The 15355-nt window shown below is 68.6% G+C and carries 17 protein-coding genes; 6 read left to right on the top strand and 11 right to left on the bottom strand.

Features of this window, described 5'->3' with window-relative positions; all coding sequences use genetic code 11:
* The first annotated feature begins 58 nt into the window (after positions 1-58).
* Complete coding sequence (locus VRZ77_RS07720) at positions 59-1534, top strand: AMP nucleosidase (protein WP_414592086.1); 1476 nt, start codon at positions 59-61, stop codon at positions 1532-1534.
* Positions 1531-2028: a peptide deformylase gene (locus VRZ77_RS07715; protein WP_414592085.1), complete on the top strand. Its 498-nt coding sequence runs from the start codon at positions 1531-1533 to the stop codon at positions 2026-2028. Before VRZ77_RS07720 ends, VRZ77_RS07715 begins: the two co-directional genes overlap by 4 nt.
* A gap of 120 nt (positions 2029-2148) precedes the next feature.
* Here VRZ77_RS07715 and argH read toward each other — a convergent pair whose 3' ends face one another.
* Complete coding sequence (argH, locus tag VRZ77_RS07710) at positions 2149-3534, bottom strand: argininosuccinate lyase (RefSeq protein ID WP_414592084.1); 1386 nt, start codon at positions 3532-3534, stop codon at positions 2149-2151.
* Between the two features lie 27 nt (positions 3535-3561).
* Here argH and tlpA point away from each other — a divergent pair, with 27 nt between their 5' ends.
* Both tlpA and VRZ77_RS07700 read left to right on the top strand, forming a co-directional pair.
* Entirely contained in the window at positions 3562-4344 is a 783-nt protein-coding gene (gene tlpA / locus VRZ77_RS07705; protein WP_414592083.1) for a thiol:disulfide interchange protein TlpA, read from the top strand.
* Positions 4345-4484: 140 nt separating this feature from the next.
* A complete protein-coding gene (locus VRZ77_RS07700; RefSeq protein ID WP_414592082.1) occupies positions 4485-5435 on the top strand; it encodes a DMT family transporter in 951 nt (316 codons plus the stop codon).
* A 70-nt stretch (positions 5436-5505) separates the two neighbouring features.
* Here VRZ77_RS07700 and VRZ77_RS07695 read toward each other — a convergent pair whose 3' ends face one another.
* The 10 genes from VRZ77_RS07695 to VRZ77_RS07650 all read right to left on the bottom strand — a co-directional run bounded on the left by VRZ77_RS07695 (position 5506) and on the right by VRZ77_RS07650 (position 13025).
* The gene (locus tag VRZ77_RS07695; RefSeq protein WP_414592081.1) at positions 5506-6387 is read right to left on the bottom strand and encodes a 3-hydroxybutyryl-CoA dehydrogenase; all 882 of its coding nucleotides are present in this window, start codon (positions 6385-6387) and stop codon (positions 5506-5508) included.
* A gap of 47 nt (positions 6388-6434) precedes the next feature.
* Positions 6435-7379 carry an electron transfer flavoprotein subunit alpha/FixB family protein gene (locus VRZ77_RS07690; protein WP_414592080.1) on the bottom strand — a complete coding sequence of 315 codons (945 nt, stop codon included), beginning with the start codon at positions 7377-7379 and terminating at the stop codon, positions 6435-6437.
* Between the two features lie 2 nt (positions 7380-7381).
* A complete protein-coding gene (locus VRZ77_RS07685; protein WP_414592079.1) occupies positions 7382-8131 on the bottom strand; it encodes an electron transfer flavoprotein subunit beta/FixA family protein in 750 nt (249 codons plus the stop codon).
* A gap of 216 nt (positions 8132-8347) precedes the next feature.
* A complete protein-coding gene (locus tag VRZ77_RS07680) occupies positions 8348-9067 on the bottom strand; it encodes a rhomboid family intramembrane serine protease (protein ID WP_414592078.1) in 720 nt (239 codons plus the stop codon).
* A gap of 15 nt (positions 9068-9082) precedes the next feature.
* Complete coding sequence (locus VRZ77_RS07675) at positions 9083-9667, bottom strand: cob(I)yrinic acid a,c-diamide adenosyltransferase (RefSeq protein WP_414592077.1); 585 nt, start codon at positions 9665-9667, stop codon at positions 9083-9085.
* A 27-nt stretch (positions 9668-9694) separates the two neighbouring features.
* Positions 9695-9898, bottom strand: a complete 204-nt coding sequence (locus VRZ77_RS07670; RefSeq protein WP_414592076.1) for a twin transmembrane helix small protein — start codon at positions 9896-9898, stop codon at positions 9695-9697.
* Between the two features lie 61 nt (positions 9899-9959).
* On the bottom strand, positions 9960-10436 hold the full coding sequence (locus VRZ77_RS07665) for a TspO/MBR family protein (RefSeq protein ID WP_414592075.1): 477 nt from the start codon (positions 10434-10436) through the stop codon (positions 9960-9962).
* Positions 10437-10491: 55 nt separating this feature from the next.
* The gene (locus VRZ77_RS07660; protein ID WP_414592074.1) at positions 10492-11460 is read right to left on the bottom strand and encodes a hypothetical protein; all 969 of its coding nucleotides are present in this window, start codon (positions 11458-11460) and stop codon (positions 10492-10494) included.
* Between the two features lie 129 nt (positions 11461-11589).
* Positions 11590-12048 (bottom strand): host attachment protein, encoded by a 459-nt coding sequence (locus VRZ77_RS07655; RefSeq protein WP_414592073.1) that lies wholly within the window; start codon positions 12046-12048, stop codon positions 11590-11592.
* 143 nt (positions 12049-12191) lie between these two features.
* Positions 12192-13025, bottom strand: a complete 834-nt coding sequence (locus VRZ77_RS07650) for a YihY/virulence factor BrkB family protein (RefSeq protein WP_414592072.1) — start codon at positions 13023-13025, stop codon at positions 12192-12194.
* A 254-nt stretch (positions 13026-13279) separates the two neighbouring features.
* Here VRZ77_RS07650 and VRZ77_RS07645 point away from each other — a divergent pair, with 254 nt between their 5' ends.
* Complete coding sequence (locus VRZ77_RS07645) at positions 13280-14578, top strand: glutamate-5-semialdehyde dehydrogenase (protein WP_414592071.1); 1299 nt, start codon at positions 13280-13282, stop codon at positions 14576-14578.
* Positions 14575-15285 carry a nicotinate-nucleotide adenylyltransferase gene (locus VRZ77_RS07640; protein ID WP_414592070.1) on the top strand — a complete coding sequence of 237 codons (711 nt, stop codon included), beginning with the start codon at positions 14575-14577 and terminating at the stop codon, positions 15283-15285. Before VRZ77_RS07645 ends, VRZ77_RS07640 begins: the two co-directional genes overlap by 4 nt.
* Positions 15286-15355 lie beyond the last annotated feature (70 nt).

The following is a 15355-nucleotide window of genomic DNA, read 5'->3' as shown; positions in this document are numbered from 1 at the left end:
CCGCGTCCCTTGGTGTCCCGCCCTTCACGCGGCGGCCAAACCGCGCTAGCAGCGGAGCATGACAGCCAGGAATGCGACGATGTTCGAGACGGCAGCGACCCCGGCGGCGGCGATCGACCGGCTGGAGGCGCTCTATCATGAGGCCCGCGAGGCGCTGCGTGCCGATCTGCAGCGCTTCTTCGACACCGGCCGCGCCCCGACACCGGCCGAGCGCGCGCGCTACCGCTACCCGCTGCTGCGCGTGATTTATGAGCCGCTCGGCGCCCGCCCGCTCGGCGCCCAGCGCGGCTATGCCAAATTCGCCGTGCCCGGCCTGCACCAGACCACGGTGACCCAGCCCGGCGCGTTCCGCGCCTATCTGCTGGACCAGCTCACCCCGCTGGTTGAGGACTATGGCGCGCGGATCGAGACCGGCATCAGCGAACAGGAAATCCCCTACCCCTATGCCCTCGACGGCGGCGACGAGCTGGGCCGTGGCGCGGTGACGGCCACCGAACTCGCCCGGCATTTCCCGACGCCTTTGCTGTCGCTGGTCGGCGACGAGATCGCCGACGGCACGTTTGATCTGGTGGAGGGTGAGCCGCGTCCGCTCGCGCTGTTCGATGCGGTGCGCACCGATTTCTCGCTGCGCCGACTGGTGCACTATACCGGCACCGACTGGCGGGCGTTCCAGCCCTGGATCCTGCTGACCAATTACCACCGCTATGTCGACCAGTTCGTCCGGCTCGGGCTGGAGGAGGTAGCGGCGGGTACGGCACAGGCGCTGGTGGCGCCCGGTGGCGTGCGGATCGACCGCGACAGTCTCGACACCGGCGCGGTGGAGCGGGTGATGACCGCCCCGTGGCACCGCTACCAGATGCCGGCCTATCATCTGGTGCGCGCGGGCGGTGCCGGGGTGACGCTGGTCAATATCGGCGTCGGCCCCTCCAACGCCAAGACCATCACCGATCACCTCGCGGTGCTGCGCCCGCATTGCTGGCTGATGGTCGGCCATTGCGGGGGCCTGCGGCTCACCCAGACCATCGGCGATTATGTGCTGGCCCATGCCTATCTGCGGCAGGACAGCATTCTCGACGAGCTGGTGCCGCCCGATATCCCGATCCCCGCGCTGGCCGAGGTGCAGGTCGCGCTGCAGCAGGCGGCGGGCGAGGTGACGGGGGAGGAAGGCGACCGGCTCAAGCGGCGCCTGCGCACCGGCACGGTGGTGACGCAGGACGACCGCAACTGGGAACTGCGCTGGACCCAGGAGCGCCGCCGCATCAACCTGTCCCGCGCCATCGCGGTCGACATGGAATCCGGCACCATCGCCGCGCAGGGCTACCGGCTGCGCGTGCCCTACGGCACGCTGCTCTGCGTCTCCGACAAGCCGCTGCATGGCGAGATCAAGCTGCCCGGCGCCGCCAACGCCTTCTATGAGCGCGCGGTGAGCGAGCATCTCAAGATCGGGCTCGCGGCGCTGGAAAAGCTCAAGGCCGCCGGTGCGATCATCCATTCGCGCAAGCTGCGCTCCTTCGACGAGCCCCCGTTCCGATGAGCGTGCGCCCGATCCTGCGCTGGCCCGATCCCAAGCTGCGCCTCAAAGCGGCGCCGGTCACGGCGTTCGACGCCGGCCTGCGGGCGCTCGCCGACGACCTGCTCGACACCATGCGCGCCGCGCCCGGTATCGGCATCACCGGCCCGCATATCGGCGAGATGGTCCGCGTGGTGGTGCTGGAGCTTTCCGAGGCGAGCGGGGTGCGGGTCTATGTGAACCCGGTGGTCGACTGGGCCTCGGCTGAACTGGCGCGCCACCCGGAAGGCAGCGTTTCCATGCCCGGCGTCACCGAGGAAGTCGAGCGCCCGGCAAAGGTGCGCATCGCCTATCAGGACCTCGACGGCGCGGCGCGGGTGGAAGAGGCCGACGGTCTGCTGGCCGTATGCCACCAGCATGAGATCGACCAGCTCGACGGCATTTTCTGGCTGCACCGTCTCTCGCGCCTGAAACGCGAGCGGGTGATCAAGCGCTTCGAGAAGCTGGGGCGGGGGTAGCCTGCTCCTCGTGCGTCGTCCCGGACGGCCATGGGCCGATCCGGGGCCGCGTGCAGATTATTCGGCGTCATCCCGGCTCGTCGCTATGCTCCGGCCGGGATGACGCCGGGATGTGAAGCCTCACCCCTTCGCCAGCTTCTTCAGCCAGCCCTTGGCCTGCGCGCGCACGTTCTTGGGCGCGGTGCCGCCATAGGAGACGCGGCTTGCCACCGATTTCGTCACCGAGAGCACGCCGAACACCTCGTCGGTAATGCGCGGCTCCACCTCCTGCATGCGCGCCAGCGCCACCTTGTGCAGCGGCAGGCCATCCGCGCTCGCCAGCGCCACGATGCGGCCGGTGACGTGGTGCGCCTCGCGGAACGGCAGGCCGAGCACGCGCACCAGCCAGTCGGCGAGGTCGGTTGCGGTCGAATAGCCGGCGCCGGCGGCGTCCTTCATCTTCTTCTGGTCCGGCACCATGTCGCGCACCATGCCGGAGGTCGCCGCGATCATCAGCGAGAGCGAGGAGAACGCGTCGAACGCGCCTTCCTTGTCCTCCTGCATGTCCTTGGCATAGGCGAGCGCGAGGCCCTTCATCACCATGAGCAGCCCGGTGAAGGCGCCGGCGATGCGGCCGATCTTGGCGCGCACCAGCTCGGCGGCGTCCGGGTTGCGCTTCTGCGGCATGATCGAGGAGCCGGTGGTGAAGCGGTCGGAGAGCTTGAGCAGGCCGGTGAGCGGCGAGGTCCAGATCACGATCTCCTCGGCAAAGCGCGAGAGGTGCATCGCGCAGATCGCGGCACTGGACAGCGCCTCCAGCACGAAGTCGCGATCCGAAACCGAATCCAGCGAATTCGCGGTCGGCCGGTCGAAGCCGAGCGTGCTGGCGGTGGCGAAGCGGTCGATCGGGAACGAGGTGCCGGCCAGCGCGGCGGCGCCGAGCGGGCATTCGTTGAGCCGCTTGCGGGCATCGGCGAAGCGGCCGCGATCGCGCGCGATCATCTCGACATAGGCCAGCAGATGGTGGCCGAAGGTCACGGGCTGGGCGGTCTGGAGATGGGTGAAGCCGGGCATCACCGTGGCGGAATATTCCAGCGCCTTCTCGGCCAGCGCGCGCTGCAGCTCGGCAAGCTGGCGATCCAGCGTGTCGAGCGTGTCGCGGACATAGAGCCGGAAATCGGTCGCCACCTGATCGTTGCGCGAGCGCGCGGTGTGCAGGCGCCCGGCGGCGGGGCCGAGCAGGGCGGCGAGGCGCGATTCGACGTTCATATGGATGTCTTCCAGCGCGCGCTGGAAGGTGAAATCGCCGGCCTCGATTTCTGACAGGATCGTGTCTAGACCCGCGACGATCTTTTCGGCATCAGAGGCGTCGATGATGCCCTGTGCCGCCAGCATTGCCGCATGTGCCTTGGAACCGGCGATGTCCTGCGCGTACAGGCGCTGGTCGAAGCCGATGGAGGCGTTGATCTCCTCCATGATGGCATCCGGGCCGGTCTCGAACCGGCCGCCCCACATCTTGTTGCTCATGCTCAGCTATTCTCCGCGAGGACGGCCATGACCGAACGATCCCAGGACAACCCCGAGGATCGCCCCGGACCCCGTGACGGGGCAGGGCGGGCAAGGCGCGGGCGCCTCGTCCTTCTAGTGGCGGGCGCCCTCGTCCTCGGCGCCGCCGCCGGGCTTGCAGGCGTATACGGGATCAACGGGGCGCCGCGCAACGCCGATGCCGGCGCGTCCGATGTGGCCGATGCACCGGCGCCGGTCGCGACGGCGCCGGACGCAGCCCAGTGCAAGGCTGCCAGCGAGACCGCGCGCCGTATCTCGGCGCTGGCGACCGGGGAACTTGCGGCTTTCGCCCCAACCCTGACGCCGACCCGCATTCCCGATCTTGCCTTCCTCGATCCCGAGGGCAAGCCGCTTCGCCTTGCCGACACCGGCGGCAAGGGCGATGGCAAGGGGCTGCGCCTCGTCAATATCTGGGCGACCTGGTGCGTGCCGTGCCGCACCGAGATGCCGGCGCTGGACGAGCTGGAGGGTACGCTCGGCGGCAAGGATTTCAGCGTGGTGGCGATCAATATCGACACGCGCGATCCTGAAAAGCCCAGGAAATTCATGGCCGAGACCGGCATCAAGCATCTCGCGCTCTACACCGATCCCAAGGCCGCCGCCTTCCAGGAGCTGCGCACGGTGGGGCGCGGCTTCGGCCTGCCGACCACCATGCTGATCGATGGCAATGGCTGCGAGATCGGCCACATCGCCGGCCCGGCGGAATGGGCGAGCCCGGATGCGGTCAAGCTGATCCGCGCGGCGCTGGCGCCGGAGGGCGCCGCGCCCTGATCCGTCCGGCCGGTTACACGGTGGCGGGATAAGCATCAGCACAATCGATCGATCCCATGCCGATTTTTCATGGCCGGATCGGGTGGCACCGGCAGGCGCGAGGCCGTAGATGGCGTCTTCCCGCGTGAGGAGCCGTTATCATGTCCGCCGCCAACGCCCGGTCCATCCCCGCAGGGCTTCAGCCGATGGGGCCGATGGACTGGGCCGCACTGGGACTGCTCTCGCTGATCTGGGGCGCGTCCTTCTTTTTCGGCAAGGTGGCGGTGGCGGAAATCCCGCCCTTCACCATGGCGTTCGGCCGGGTCGCGATCGGTGCGCTGGCGCTGTTCGTCATCGCGCGGGCGCGGGGCATCGGGTTCCAGCTCACGCCGCGGCTGGCGGCCGAGTTCGCTCTCATGGCGGTCATCGCCAACATCATTCCCTTCGCCAGCATCGCCTGGAGCCAGCAGCATCTGCCGAGCGGGCTGTCCTCGATCCTCAACGCCGCGACGCCGCTGTTCACCGTGCTGGTGGCGCAGGGCTTCACCCGCGACGAGAAATTCACCACCGGCAAGCTGGTCGGCGTGGTGCTCGGCTTCATCGGGGTGGCGGTGATGATGGGGCCGGCGCTGCTCGGCCAGCTCGGTGGTCACAATCTGCCGGCGCAGCTCGCGGCGCTGGCGGCGACGATTTCCTACGGCTTCGCGGCGGTCTATGGCCGGCGCTTCCGGGCGCTGCCCGCGGTGGCGGTGGCGATGGCGCAGCTCACGGCGTCGAGCCTGATCATGCTGCCCTTTATCCTGGCGCTGGACCGGCCGTGGACGCTGCCGGTGCCCTCCGCTCCCGTCATCGGAGCGTTTCTCGGCCTCGGCGTGCTCTCCACCGGCATCGCCTATATCCTGTATTTCCGCATCCTCGCGCGGAACGGGGCGACCAACATCTCGCTGGTGACGTTCCTCGTCCCGGTCAGCGCCATCCTGCTGGGCGCGCTGGTGCTCGGCGAGGCGCTGGAGCCGCGCGAATTCGCCGGCTTCGGCCTGATCGCGCTGGGGCTGGCCGCGATCGACGGCCGGCCGGCGCGGATGATGGCCGCGAGGTTCAGGCGCGCGTGATCCTAAGATGCGTGACGTGAAAAAGCCCGGACGATGCCGGGCCTTTTGACGATCAAGGCGTGCCCCGCCCCTACCGCGTCGGCACCGGCTTTTCGCCGCGATAGTCGTAGAAGCCGCGCTGGGTCTTGCGGCCGAGCCAGCCGGCCTCGACATATTTCACCAGCAGCGGGCAGGGACGGTACTTCGAATCCGCCAGCCCTTCATGCAGCACCTGCATGATCGACAGGCAGGTGTCGAGGCCGATGAAATCGGCGAGCTGGAGCGGGCCCATCGGGTGATTGGCGCCCAGCCGCATCGCGGTGTCGATGGCGTCGACCGAGCCCACGCCCTCATAGAGCGTGTAGATGGCCTCGTTGATCATCGGCAGTAAAATGCGGTTGACCATGAAGGCCGGGAAATCCTCGGCCACCGCATAGGTCTTGCCGAGCCGGGTCACGAAGCCCTTGGAGAGCTCGAAGGTCTCGTCCTCGGTGGCGATGCCGCGCACCAGCTCGACGAGCTGCATGATCGGCACCGGGTTCATGAAGTGGATGCCGATGAAGCGCTCCGGCCGGTCGGTGGTCGCGGCCAGCCGCGTGATCGAGATCGAGGAGGTATTGGTGGCGAGGATCGCCTCGGGCTTCAGATAGGGGCAGATCGAGGCGAAGATCTTGCGCTTGATCTCCTCCTTCTCCACCGCTGCCTCGATCACCAGATCGACATCGTTGAGGACGTTCGGCTGGTCGGAACCGCTGATGCGGGCCAGCGCCGCCTGGCGTTCCTCGTCGCTGTACAGGCCCTTGGCGACCTGACGCACCATGTTGCCATTGATGGTGGCGAGGCCGGACTTGATGCGGTCGGCTTCGAGATCGTTCAGAACGACGTCATAGCCGGCGAGGGCGCACACATGCGCGATGCCGTTGCCCATCTGGCCGGCACCGATGATGCCGATGCTCTTGATCTCGAAACTCATGGTCCGGCGGTCCTGCCCCCTGCTGATGCCACCACTATAGAGCGGCCTCAGGCTTTTGCCTTAGCTATTTCCGCCGTCAGTTCCGGCACGATCTGGAACAGGTCGCCCACCAGGCCGAAATCGGCGACCTGGAAGATCGGGGCTTCCTCGTCCTTGTTGATGGCGACGATGACCTTGGAATCCTTCATGCCGGCGAGGTGCTGGATGGCACCGGAAATGCCGACCGCGACATAGAGGTCGGGCGCCACCACCTTGCCGGTCTGGCCGACCTGCCAGTCGTTCGGGGCATAGCCGGCATCGACCGCCGCGCGCGAGGCACCGACCGCCGCGCCGAGCGCATCGGCCAGCGGCTCGATCACGGCGTGGAAATTCTCGGAGGAGCCGAGCGCGCGCCCGCCGGAGACGATGAGCCGGGCGCTGGCGAGTTCCGGCCGGTCGCTCTGGGCGATTTCCTCGCCCTTGAAGCGCGACAGCGCGGGATCGGCGGCCTCGGCCACGGCACGGACCGGGGCGGAACCGCCCTCGCCGGCCGGCGCGAAGGAGGCGGTGCGCACGGTGATGACCTTCTTGGCTTCACCCGAGCGCACGGTCTGGATGGCATTGCCGGCATAGATCGGCCGCTCGAATGTGTCGGGCGACACCACCTTGATGATGTCGGAGACCTGCATCACGTCGAGCAGCGCCGCGACGCGCGGCAGCACGTTCTTGCCGACTGCGGTGGAGGGCGCGAGAATCGCGTCATAGTCGCCGGCGAGCGACACGATGAGCGCCGCCACCGGCTCGGCGAGGCGGTGGGCATAGAGCGGGGCGTCGGCGAGCAGCACCTCGGCCACGCCGTCGAGCTTTGCAGCGGCCTGCGCGGCGGCGCCGGCATTCTCGCCGACCACCAGCACATGCACCGGGGCGCCGAGCGCGACCGCAGCGGTCAGCGCGCGGGCGGTGACGGGATTGAGCGCGGCATCGTCATGCTCGGCAAGCAGCAAGGTGGCCATGTTCAGAGCACTCCCGCCTTCTTGAGGTTGTCGACCAGCTCGGTGGCGGAGGCCACCTTGATGCCGGCGCTGCGGCCGCCCGGCTCGGCGGTGTTGAGCACGGCGAGCCGCGGCGCGACGTCGACGCCGAGCTCGGCCGGGGTGGTCTCGGCGATCGGCTTCTTCTTCGCCTTCATGATGTTCGGCAGGCTGGCATAGCGCGGCTCGTTGAGGCGCAGGTCGGTGGTGACGATCGCCGGCAAATTGAGGCTGACCGTCTGCAGGCCGCCATCGATCTCACGGGTGACCTCGACCGAGCCGTCAGCGGGCGCGACCTTGGAGGCGAAGGTGCCCTGCGGCCAGGAGAGCAGCGCGGCGAGCATCTGGCCGGTCTGGTTGCAGTCGTCGTCGATCGCCTGCTTGCCGAGAATGACGAGGGCGGGGCCTTCCTGCTCGACGATCTTCTTGAGCAACTTGGCGACGGCGAGCGGCTCGACGCCGGCGTCCTCGGTCTTCACCCAGATGCCGCGATCGGCGCCCATGGCGAGGGCGGTCCGAATGGTCTCATCGGTCTTGGCCGGGCCGACCGAGACGGCGATCACCTCGGTGGCGGTGCCGGCTTCCTTGAGCCGCAGCGCTTCCTCAACGGCGATCTCGTCGAACGGGTTCATCGACATCTTGATATTGGCGAGCTCGACGCCCGAGCCGTCCGCCTTGACGCGAATCTTGACGTTGTAGTCGACCACCCGCTTCACGGGCACAAGGATCTTCATCGTTACATCCCCCGCCCTCCGGGCGAGGCCGGGGTGGGCAGTCGCAGTGTCTGAGCCTGGCGATGCCGCCGCGTGCGCACCAGCGAGAAGGGAAGTCCGCGCGAAGCATCGACCGTCGGAAAACGCCGGGGAACCTATGGACAGGCCCCAGTCGTGTCAACGTGGCCGTTGGTCGTTCCCGGCGGGTGACATCGTCGCTGCGCGGTGTGTTGCTGGCTACACCGGCGGCGTGCCGCTCGGCGAGCCGTTGCGGGTCATCACCCAAAGCGGAACCCCGCGCCGGCGCATGAATACCACCAGCACCGCGCCGGTGACGAGCCCGCCAATATGTGCCCACCAGGCGGTTTCGGGATCGGTGGTGGTGGCGAGATTCCAGAGCTGGAACCCGATCCAGGCGCCGAGCGGCCAGATCGCGGGAATCCGCAGCGGCACGCGCAGGAACATCAGCACCCAGATCCGCACATTGGGGTGCAGCATGAGATAGGCCCCGACCAGGCCCGATATGCCGGCCGAGGCGCCCACCAGCGGCGAGGCGGATTCCGGCATGGCCAGCGAATGGGCGAGCCCGCCGGCGATGCCGCACAGAAGATAGAAGGCGAGGAAGCGGGCATGGCCGAGCGCGTCCTCCACATTGTCGCCGAACACCCAGAGGAAGGCCATGTTGCCGATGAGATGCAGCCAGCCGCCATGCAGGAACATGTAGGAGACCAGCGTCAACTCCGGCGGCAGCTTCACATATTCGGCCGGCAGCACCGCGGCGTGGGTCACGACCGCCGGGATCGCGCCGTAGCCGAAGGCGGTGGCGATGTCGATCTCCGGCCGCCAGCCCTGCTGCACCAGCACGAAGATGAGGACGTTCAGCGCGATCAGGCCCCACGTCACATAGGCGTGGGTGATGCCTTCCAGCGGGTTGTCGTCGTTGATCGGCAGCAGCATGGCGGCCCCCGATCCCTAGCCTTCGCGACCGGCGGCCGGCACCCACAGCACGTCGCCGTCGCCCGCTGCATTGGCGGCCCGGCTCATGACGAACAAGAGGTCGGAGAGCCGGTTGAGATATTTCACCGCGTCGGGCGAGACGCTCTCGCCGGGCTGCCCCGCCAGCTCCACCACGAGGCGCTCGGCGCGCCGGCACACGGTGCGCGCGACATGCAGATGCGCGGCAGCGGGCGTGCCGGCGGGCAGCACGAAGGAGCGCAGCGGCTTCAGCCCGGCATTGAGCCGGTCGATGTCGCGCTCGATCAGCTCGACCTGCGCGGGAACGATGCGCAGCGGCTCATAGGGGAGGGGCTCGCCGGTCTCCGGCGTGGCGAGGTCGGCGCCGAGGTCGAACAAATCGTTCTGGATACGGGCCAGCGGGGCGTCGATCGCCGCCAGCGCGCCGGTATGCAGCCGGGCGACGCCGATCGCGGCATTGGTCTCGTCGACCGTGCCATAGGCGTTCACGCGCAGATCGTGCTTCATCCGGCGCGCGCCGGTGCTCAGCGCGGTAGTGCCGTCGTCGCCGGTGCGGGTGTAGATGCGGTTGAGAACGACCATGGCGGCCCCGATGCCCAGCCCTGTGCTTTAGGCCATGCGCATCAGCACGATGACCAGCAGCGCCACGCACAGCGCCACGGCCTGCAGCAGCACGCGCCACTGCATCAGCTTCTGCGAGCGCAGCGGCGAGCCGCCCCGTGCCATGTTGGCGAGGCCGAGCACCAGCACGACCGCCACAGAGCCCATGGCGAGCGGCAGCACGGCGAACTTGGCGATGGTGAGCATGTCCATCGGAAAACACTACCTTCAGAAAACGGCGGCAGCCGGGCACGACCGCAATTGATCTGCCGGCTCAGTTCAGCCCGAGAATGGCAGCATTCAGCGCCGTCGCATAGGAGACCCATAGCAGATAGGGCGACAGCAGCGCCGCCGCCGTGCGGTCGATACGCATGCAGGCCAGCATGGTGGCGAGAATCGCCGTCCACAGCGCGAGGATCACCACCAGCGCAGCGCCGATCGCCTCCAGCCCGAAGAAAACCGGCGACCACAGCGCGTTAAGCGCGAGCTGGAGGAAGAACAGCGTCAATGCCTGCCGCCGCTGCGGCGAGGGCGCGTGGAGCTGCCACAGCCGCCACAGCGCCACGGCCATCAGGACGTACAGCGTGGTCCAGGCGAGGGGAAACACCCAGTCCGGCGGCGTCCAGTCCGGCTTGGCGAGCGTCGCGTACCAGGTCGGGATCTTCGGCGTGGTGACCATCGATCCCAGCGCCCCGACGCCGAGGCACAGGCCGACCGCCAGCACGAGGCGGAAAAAGGAGAGCGTCTTCATCGGTGCTCCAGGAAGGTGACGTTGCCTGTCAGTATGACCGAAACCGCGTGGGCGATCATCCCGTCGCCGCGCCACTCTGCCACGGAGCCCCGCGCCGGGCGTCGCCCCGGCCTGCCATCTCGCGGAACGCGGCGGAGGCGCCATCGAGCCGGGCCGTCCATTGCGGGTCCGGCACCTGTCCGGCGATAGCCCGGTCATAGGCCTGAAGCAGGCAGGCGATGGAGACCGGCTCGATCAGCGCGCGCTTGAGGCTCCAGGCGAGCACGGCCGCGAACGCCACGCCGAAGCCGGTGAGGCCGCCGGGCATCGCATAGGCCAGCCCGATCGCCGGGCTGAGCAGCAGGAGGAAGATGAGAATCGCCAGCGCATATTCCATCAGCGCGATCCAGATGCCGTTCTTGAGCAGCATTCCCGCGTTCTGGGCGTAGAGCACCAGCCCGTCGCGGGCGCTCTCCCCCGGCGCGGCCTCGCCATGGCGGATGATGTAGGCAAGGATCACCTCATCGACGAGGCCGAGGCTGATGCGAAGCACGGCGTGGAAGAAGCGCGCGAGCTGGCCGCCGTCGGGCACCCAGAACAGCAGCATGCCGGCGAGTCCCACCAGGGCAGCGATCGCGCCGCGCAGCAGCACGTCGAGGCCGAACAACAGGTTCACCTCAACAAAGCGCGCCTTCACCATGCCGGTGGCGTAGCCGATCTGGCCCTGCCCGGCCGGCAGCTCCAGCCCGCGCAGCCGCGCGTCGAGCGCCGCGACATGGCCGGCCTTCACCAGATAGAGGATATAGGCGCGCACCCACCACAGCACGCCGGCGACCGTGAAGAACCCGACGAAGCCACCGAGCGCGGCTCCGGTCAGCGCGCCGTCGTCGAAGGCCGAGCCGATACCCCAGCCGGCGCCGATGCCGAGCCCAGTGGCGAGGACATAAAAGAACGCGATGCCGAGATAGACCGCGAGACGCAGCAGGACGAAGGGGAAGGTGCGCGCCACCAGCCCGAGACTGGTCCGAAACGAGAAGTCCCACATGGCGGTTCGCGCTCCGGGCGGCGAGGGTGCCCTCGCATCGTCGCCGCCCCGTGCGCGGCAGGCAAGTCCCTGCCGGCAAGCTCCTGTCTGCGCCCTGTCAGCAAGCCGCCCGAAGGACTGGCGCCGCCGTCACGCCGCCAGCAGCTTCTCGATCTCGTAGACCGGCAGCTTCACCATGTCGCGGTCGATCTCGGCGGTGATCGCCTGTTTCATGGCCTCGCTGTAGAGCGGACGCAGCATGCCCAGCGCGCGCGGCGAGGCGACGACGATGAGCGCCGAGGTCTCGCCGCCCGCAATGGCGGCATCGAGCCGGCCGGCGATGCCGCGCAGGAATTCGCGTTCGGCCTCGTCGTGCCAGTCCGTGGTCTCGACCGAGGACCGCGCGGTGCCGACCGACTGATGGACGCGGCCCGGCGCATCGGTGCCCTGTTCACTCGCCGGCGGGTTTGCCTGCTCGTGCACCTCATGGGTGCGCAGATTGGGGAAAGTGGCGTCGCCCTTGTTGCACAGGATCAGCGCCTTGCGGCCGTCGCACACCACGACCCAGCTTCCCGCGGCGATCTTCATCTTGTCATAGCCGGTGCTCATGCGTGCCTCCTCTTGCAGCTTTGTTGGTCTGCCCATTGCGCGCCGATTCCAGACGGCGCGCCTTGAAGAAGATCAAGACGCAGGAGGCCCGGCGGGTTCCGCCCGGACGGGGTCACAAGCTGACGATGAGAGGAGGCTGCGGCTCAGTAATGGCCGTGGCGGTAGCGGCGGATCGCGGCGTTCAGTTCGCCGCCATACACGAAGATCGAGGCGGTGGTGTAGAGGAAGATCAGCGCGATCATCACCGAGGCAAGGCCGGCATACATGGTGACGTAATTGCCGGCGAATTCCGCGAGATAGCGCCCGAACGCCGCGCCTGCCGCCAGCCACAGGCCGAGCGTGACCAGGATGCCAGGCAGCACGTCCGCCAGCTTCCGGCGGCCGGAGGGCAGCCACATATGCGCGACCACCAGCGCGACGATCAGGATCACCGAGGTCGCGCCATAGCGCAGGAAGGTGATGATCCAGCCGAACGGCTCCAGTGCCGGCATCCAGCGCACCGCCGTCAGCCACAGTACCGGGCCGAGCACGACGAGGAAGGACAGCGCCAGTAGCCCGGCCGCACCGACCAGCACATAGCCGATCGATTCAAGGCGCAGCCAGTACCAGGCGCGCATCTCCTTCACCCCATAGGCGCGGTTGAGCCCGATGCGCAGGCTCTCGATGCCGTTGGAGGAGAAGTAGATCGCGAAGAACACGCCGAGCGTCAGCACGTCGGTGCGTACCTGGGTCAGCACGTTCTTGATCTCGCCGCCGATCGGCGCGGCCACCTGGGCCGGCCAGGCTTCGAGCATCAGCTCCACCGTCTCGTCGGCGAGGTTCTTGAAGTCGAAGAACGCGGCGAGCGAGGTGACGAAGATCAGGAACGGGAACATCGACATCAGCGCCGAGAGCGCGATGTGGCTGGAGATCGCCCAGCCGTCATCCTCGACGAAGCGCCAGAATGCATCCCATGCGATGTCCCAGACACGCAGCACGCGCGACCATCTCCCGGGTATTGACCGTTCCGTCCGACGTGACATCGGATGTCGCGCGGCAAATGGCAAGCCCGTTCGGGCGGCGTGGTAAAGCCTCGGGTGAATTTCGCGTCCCGCCGTCCGGCATGGGCCGCCCGCTGGCCGGCTTTATTTGAATTTGGCACGGGGCGCGCCCATTGTGTTAGACAGGGCGCCTTCCGGTGCCCGGAAAAGCCGGCGCCCAGCCTTATGACCGCAGCCTTCGAGACGAGCCGATGTCCGCCACCCTGCTTCGTACCGTAGCCGCCTCTCCCGACGATGTGAGTGCCGTGATGGCCGACATCGGGCGCCGCGCCCGTGCCAGCGCCCGCCGGCTCGCGCTCGCCCCGCCGGAGGTGAAGCGTCAGGCGCTGCTGGCGGCGGCCGAGGCGATCCGCCGCAATGCCCCGGCGATCCTCGCGGCCAATGCGGAGGACGTCGCGAGCGCGAAGGCCGCCGGCATCAGCGGCTCCATGCTCGACCGGCTGACGCTGAACGCCGCGCGGCTGGAGGCCACCGCCGCCGGCGTCGCCGAGATCGCCGAGCTGCCCGATCCGGTTGGCAAGGTCACCGAGAGCTGGCAGCGGCCGAACGGTCTGGTGATGGAGCGCGTGCGCACCCCGCTCGGCGTGGTCGGCGTGATCTATGAGAGCCGGCCCAACGTCACCGCCGATGCCGGCAGCCTGTGCCTCAAGGCCGGCAATGCGGTGATCCTGCGCGGCGGCTCGGACAGTTTCCATTCCAGCCGGGCGATCCATGCCGCCATGGTCGACGGCCTGGTCGAGGCCGGGTTGCCGGCCGACGCCATCCAGCTGGTGCCGACCCGCGACCGCGCGGCGGTGGGCGCGATGCTCGCCGGGCTCGACGGCAATATCGACGTGATCGTGCCGCGCGGCGGCAAGAGCCTGGTCGCCCGCGTGCAGAGCGAGGCGCGGGTGCCGGTGTTCGCCCATCTCGAAGGGCTGGTGCACATCTATGTCGACAAGGCCGCCGAGCTCGCCAAGGCGCTCGCGGTGGTGAAGAACGCCAAGATGCGCCGCACCGGCGTATGCGGGGCCGCCGAGACGCTGCTGGTCGACCGCGAGGCCGCCGGCATGCTGTTGAAGCCGCTGGTGACCATGCTGCTCGACGAGGGCTGCGCGGTGCGCGGCGACGAGGCGGCACAGGCGGTCGATCCGCGCGTCACCCCGGCGACCGAGGAGGACTGGCGCACCGAATATCTCGACGCGGTGATCGCGGTGAAGCTGGTGGACGGGCTGGACGCCGCCATCGAGCATATCGAGACCTATGGCTCGCACCACACAGACGCCATCCTCACCGAGGATGAGCAGGCGGCGGCGCGCTTCCTCGCCGAGGTGGATTCCGCCATCGTGGTGCATAACGCTTCGACCCAGTTCGCCGATGGCGGCGAGTTCGGCTTCGGCGGCGAGATCGGCATCGCCACGGGGCGCATGCACGCGCGTGGGCCGGTGGGCGCCGAGCAACTCACCTCGTTCAAGTACCGGGTGCGCGGCACCGGCCAGATCCGCCCATGACCGGACGCCTCGCGGCGGGCGCCGCGCCGCCGGAGGCGCTGCGTCTTCCTCCCGTCGCGCCGCGCATGCGGATCGGGCTCTATGGCGGCACCTTCAACCCCGCCCATGCCGCCCATCGCGCCGCGAGCCTGCTGGCGCTGAAGCGGCTCAGGCTCGACAAGGTGTGGTGGCTGGTGACGCCCGGCAATCCGCTGAAGGACAATAGCGGCCTGCCCCCGCTCGCCGGGCGCATCGAGCAGGCCCGCGCGGTCGCCCACCACCCCGCGCTGGTGCCGACCGGCTGCGAGGCGCTGCTGGGCACGCGCTACAGCTACGACACGGTGGCCGCGCTGGTGCGGCGCTTTCCGCAGGTAGATTTCGTCTGGCTGATGGGCGCGGACAACCTCGCCTCGTTCCATCGCTGGCAGCGCTGGCGGGCGCTGGCCGACCTGGTGCCGATCGCGGTGATCGACCGGCCGGGCTCCACCTTCCGCGCCATGGCCTCGCCGGCGGCGAGCGCTCTGGCGCCGTGGCGGCTCGACGAGCGGGAAGCGCCCCGGCTCGCCGGGCTCAAGGCGCCGGCCTGGCTGTTCCTCCACGGGCTGAAATCGCCGCTTTCCTCGACCCTGCTGCGCGAGGCGGCCGGGCGCAGCGACGCTCCATCGGGAGCGAATGCCCCTAAATGCGCCACGACGGTTGAAAAACATGCCGTTTCGGCATTATCTTAAAGGGGCATGAACGGCGCGGAGCATCCGCTGCCCGCTATGCATGTTGACGAGAGGATTCGGACCCCTGTCC

The organism is Ancylobacter sp. G4_0304, from assembly GCF_047501495.1.
GTDB lineage: Bacteria > Pseudomonadota > Alphaproteobacteria > Rhizobiales > Xanthobacteraceae > Ancylobacter.
Note: the sequence above shows the minus strand (reverse complement) of the source record. Positions and strands in the feature narration are given on the sequence as shown.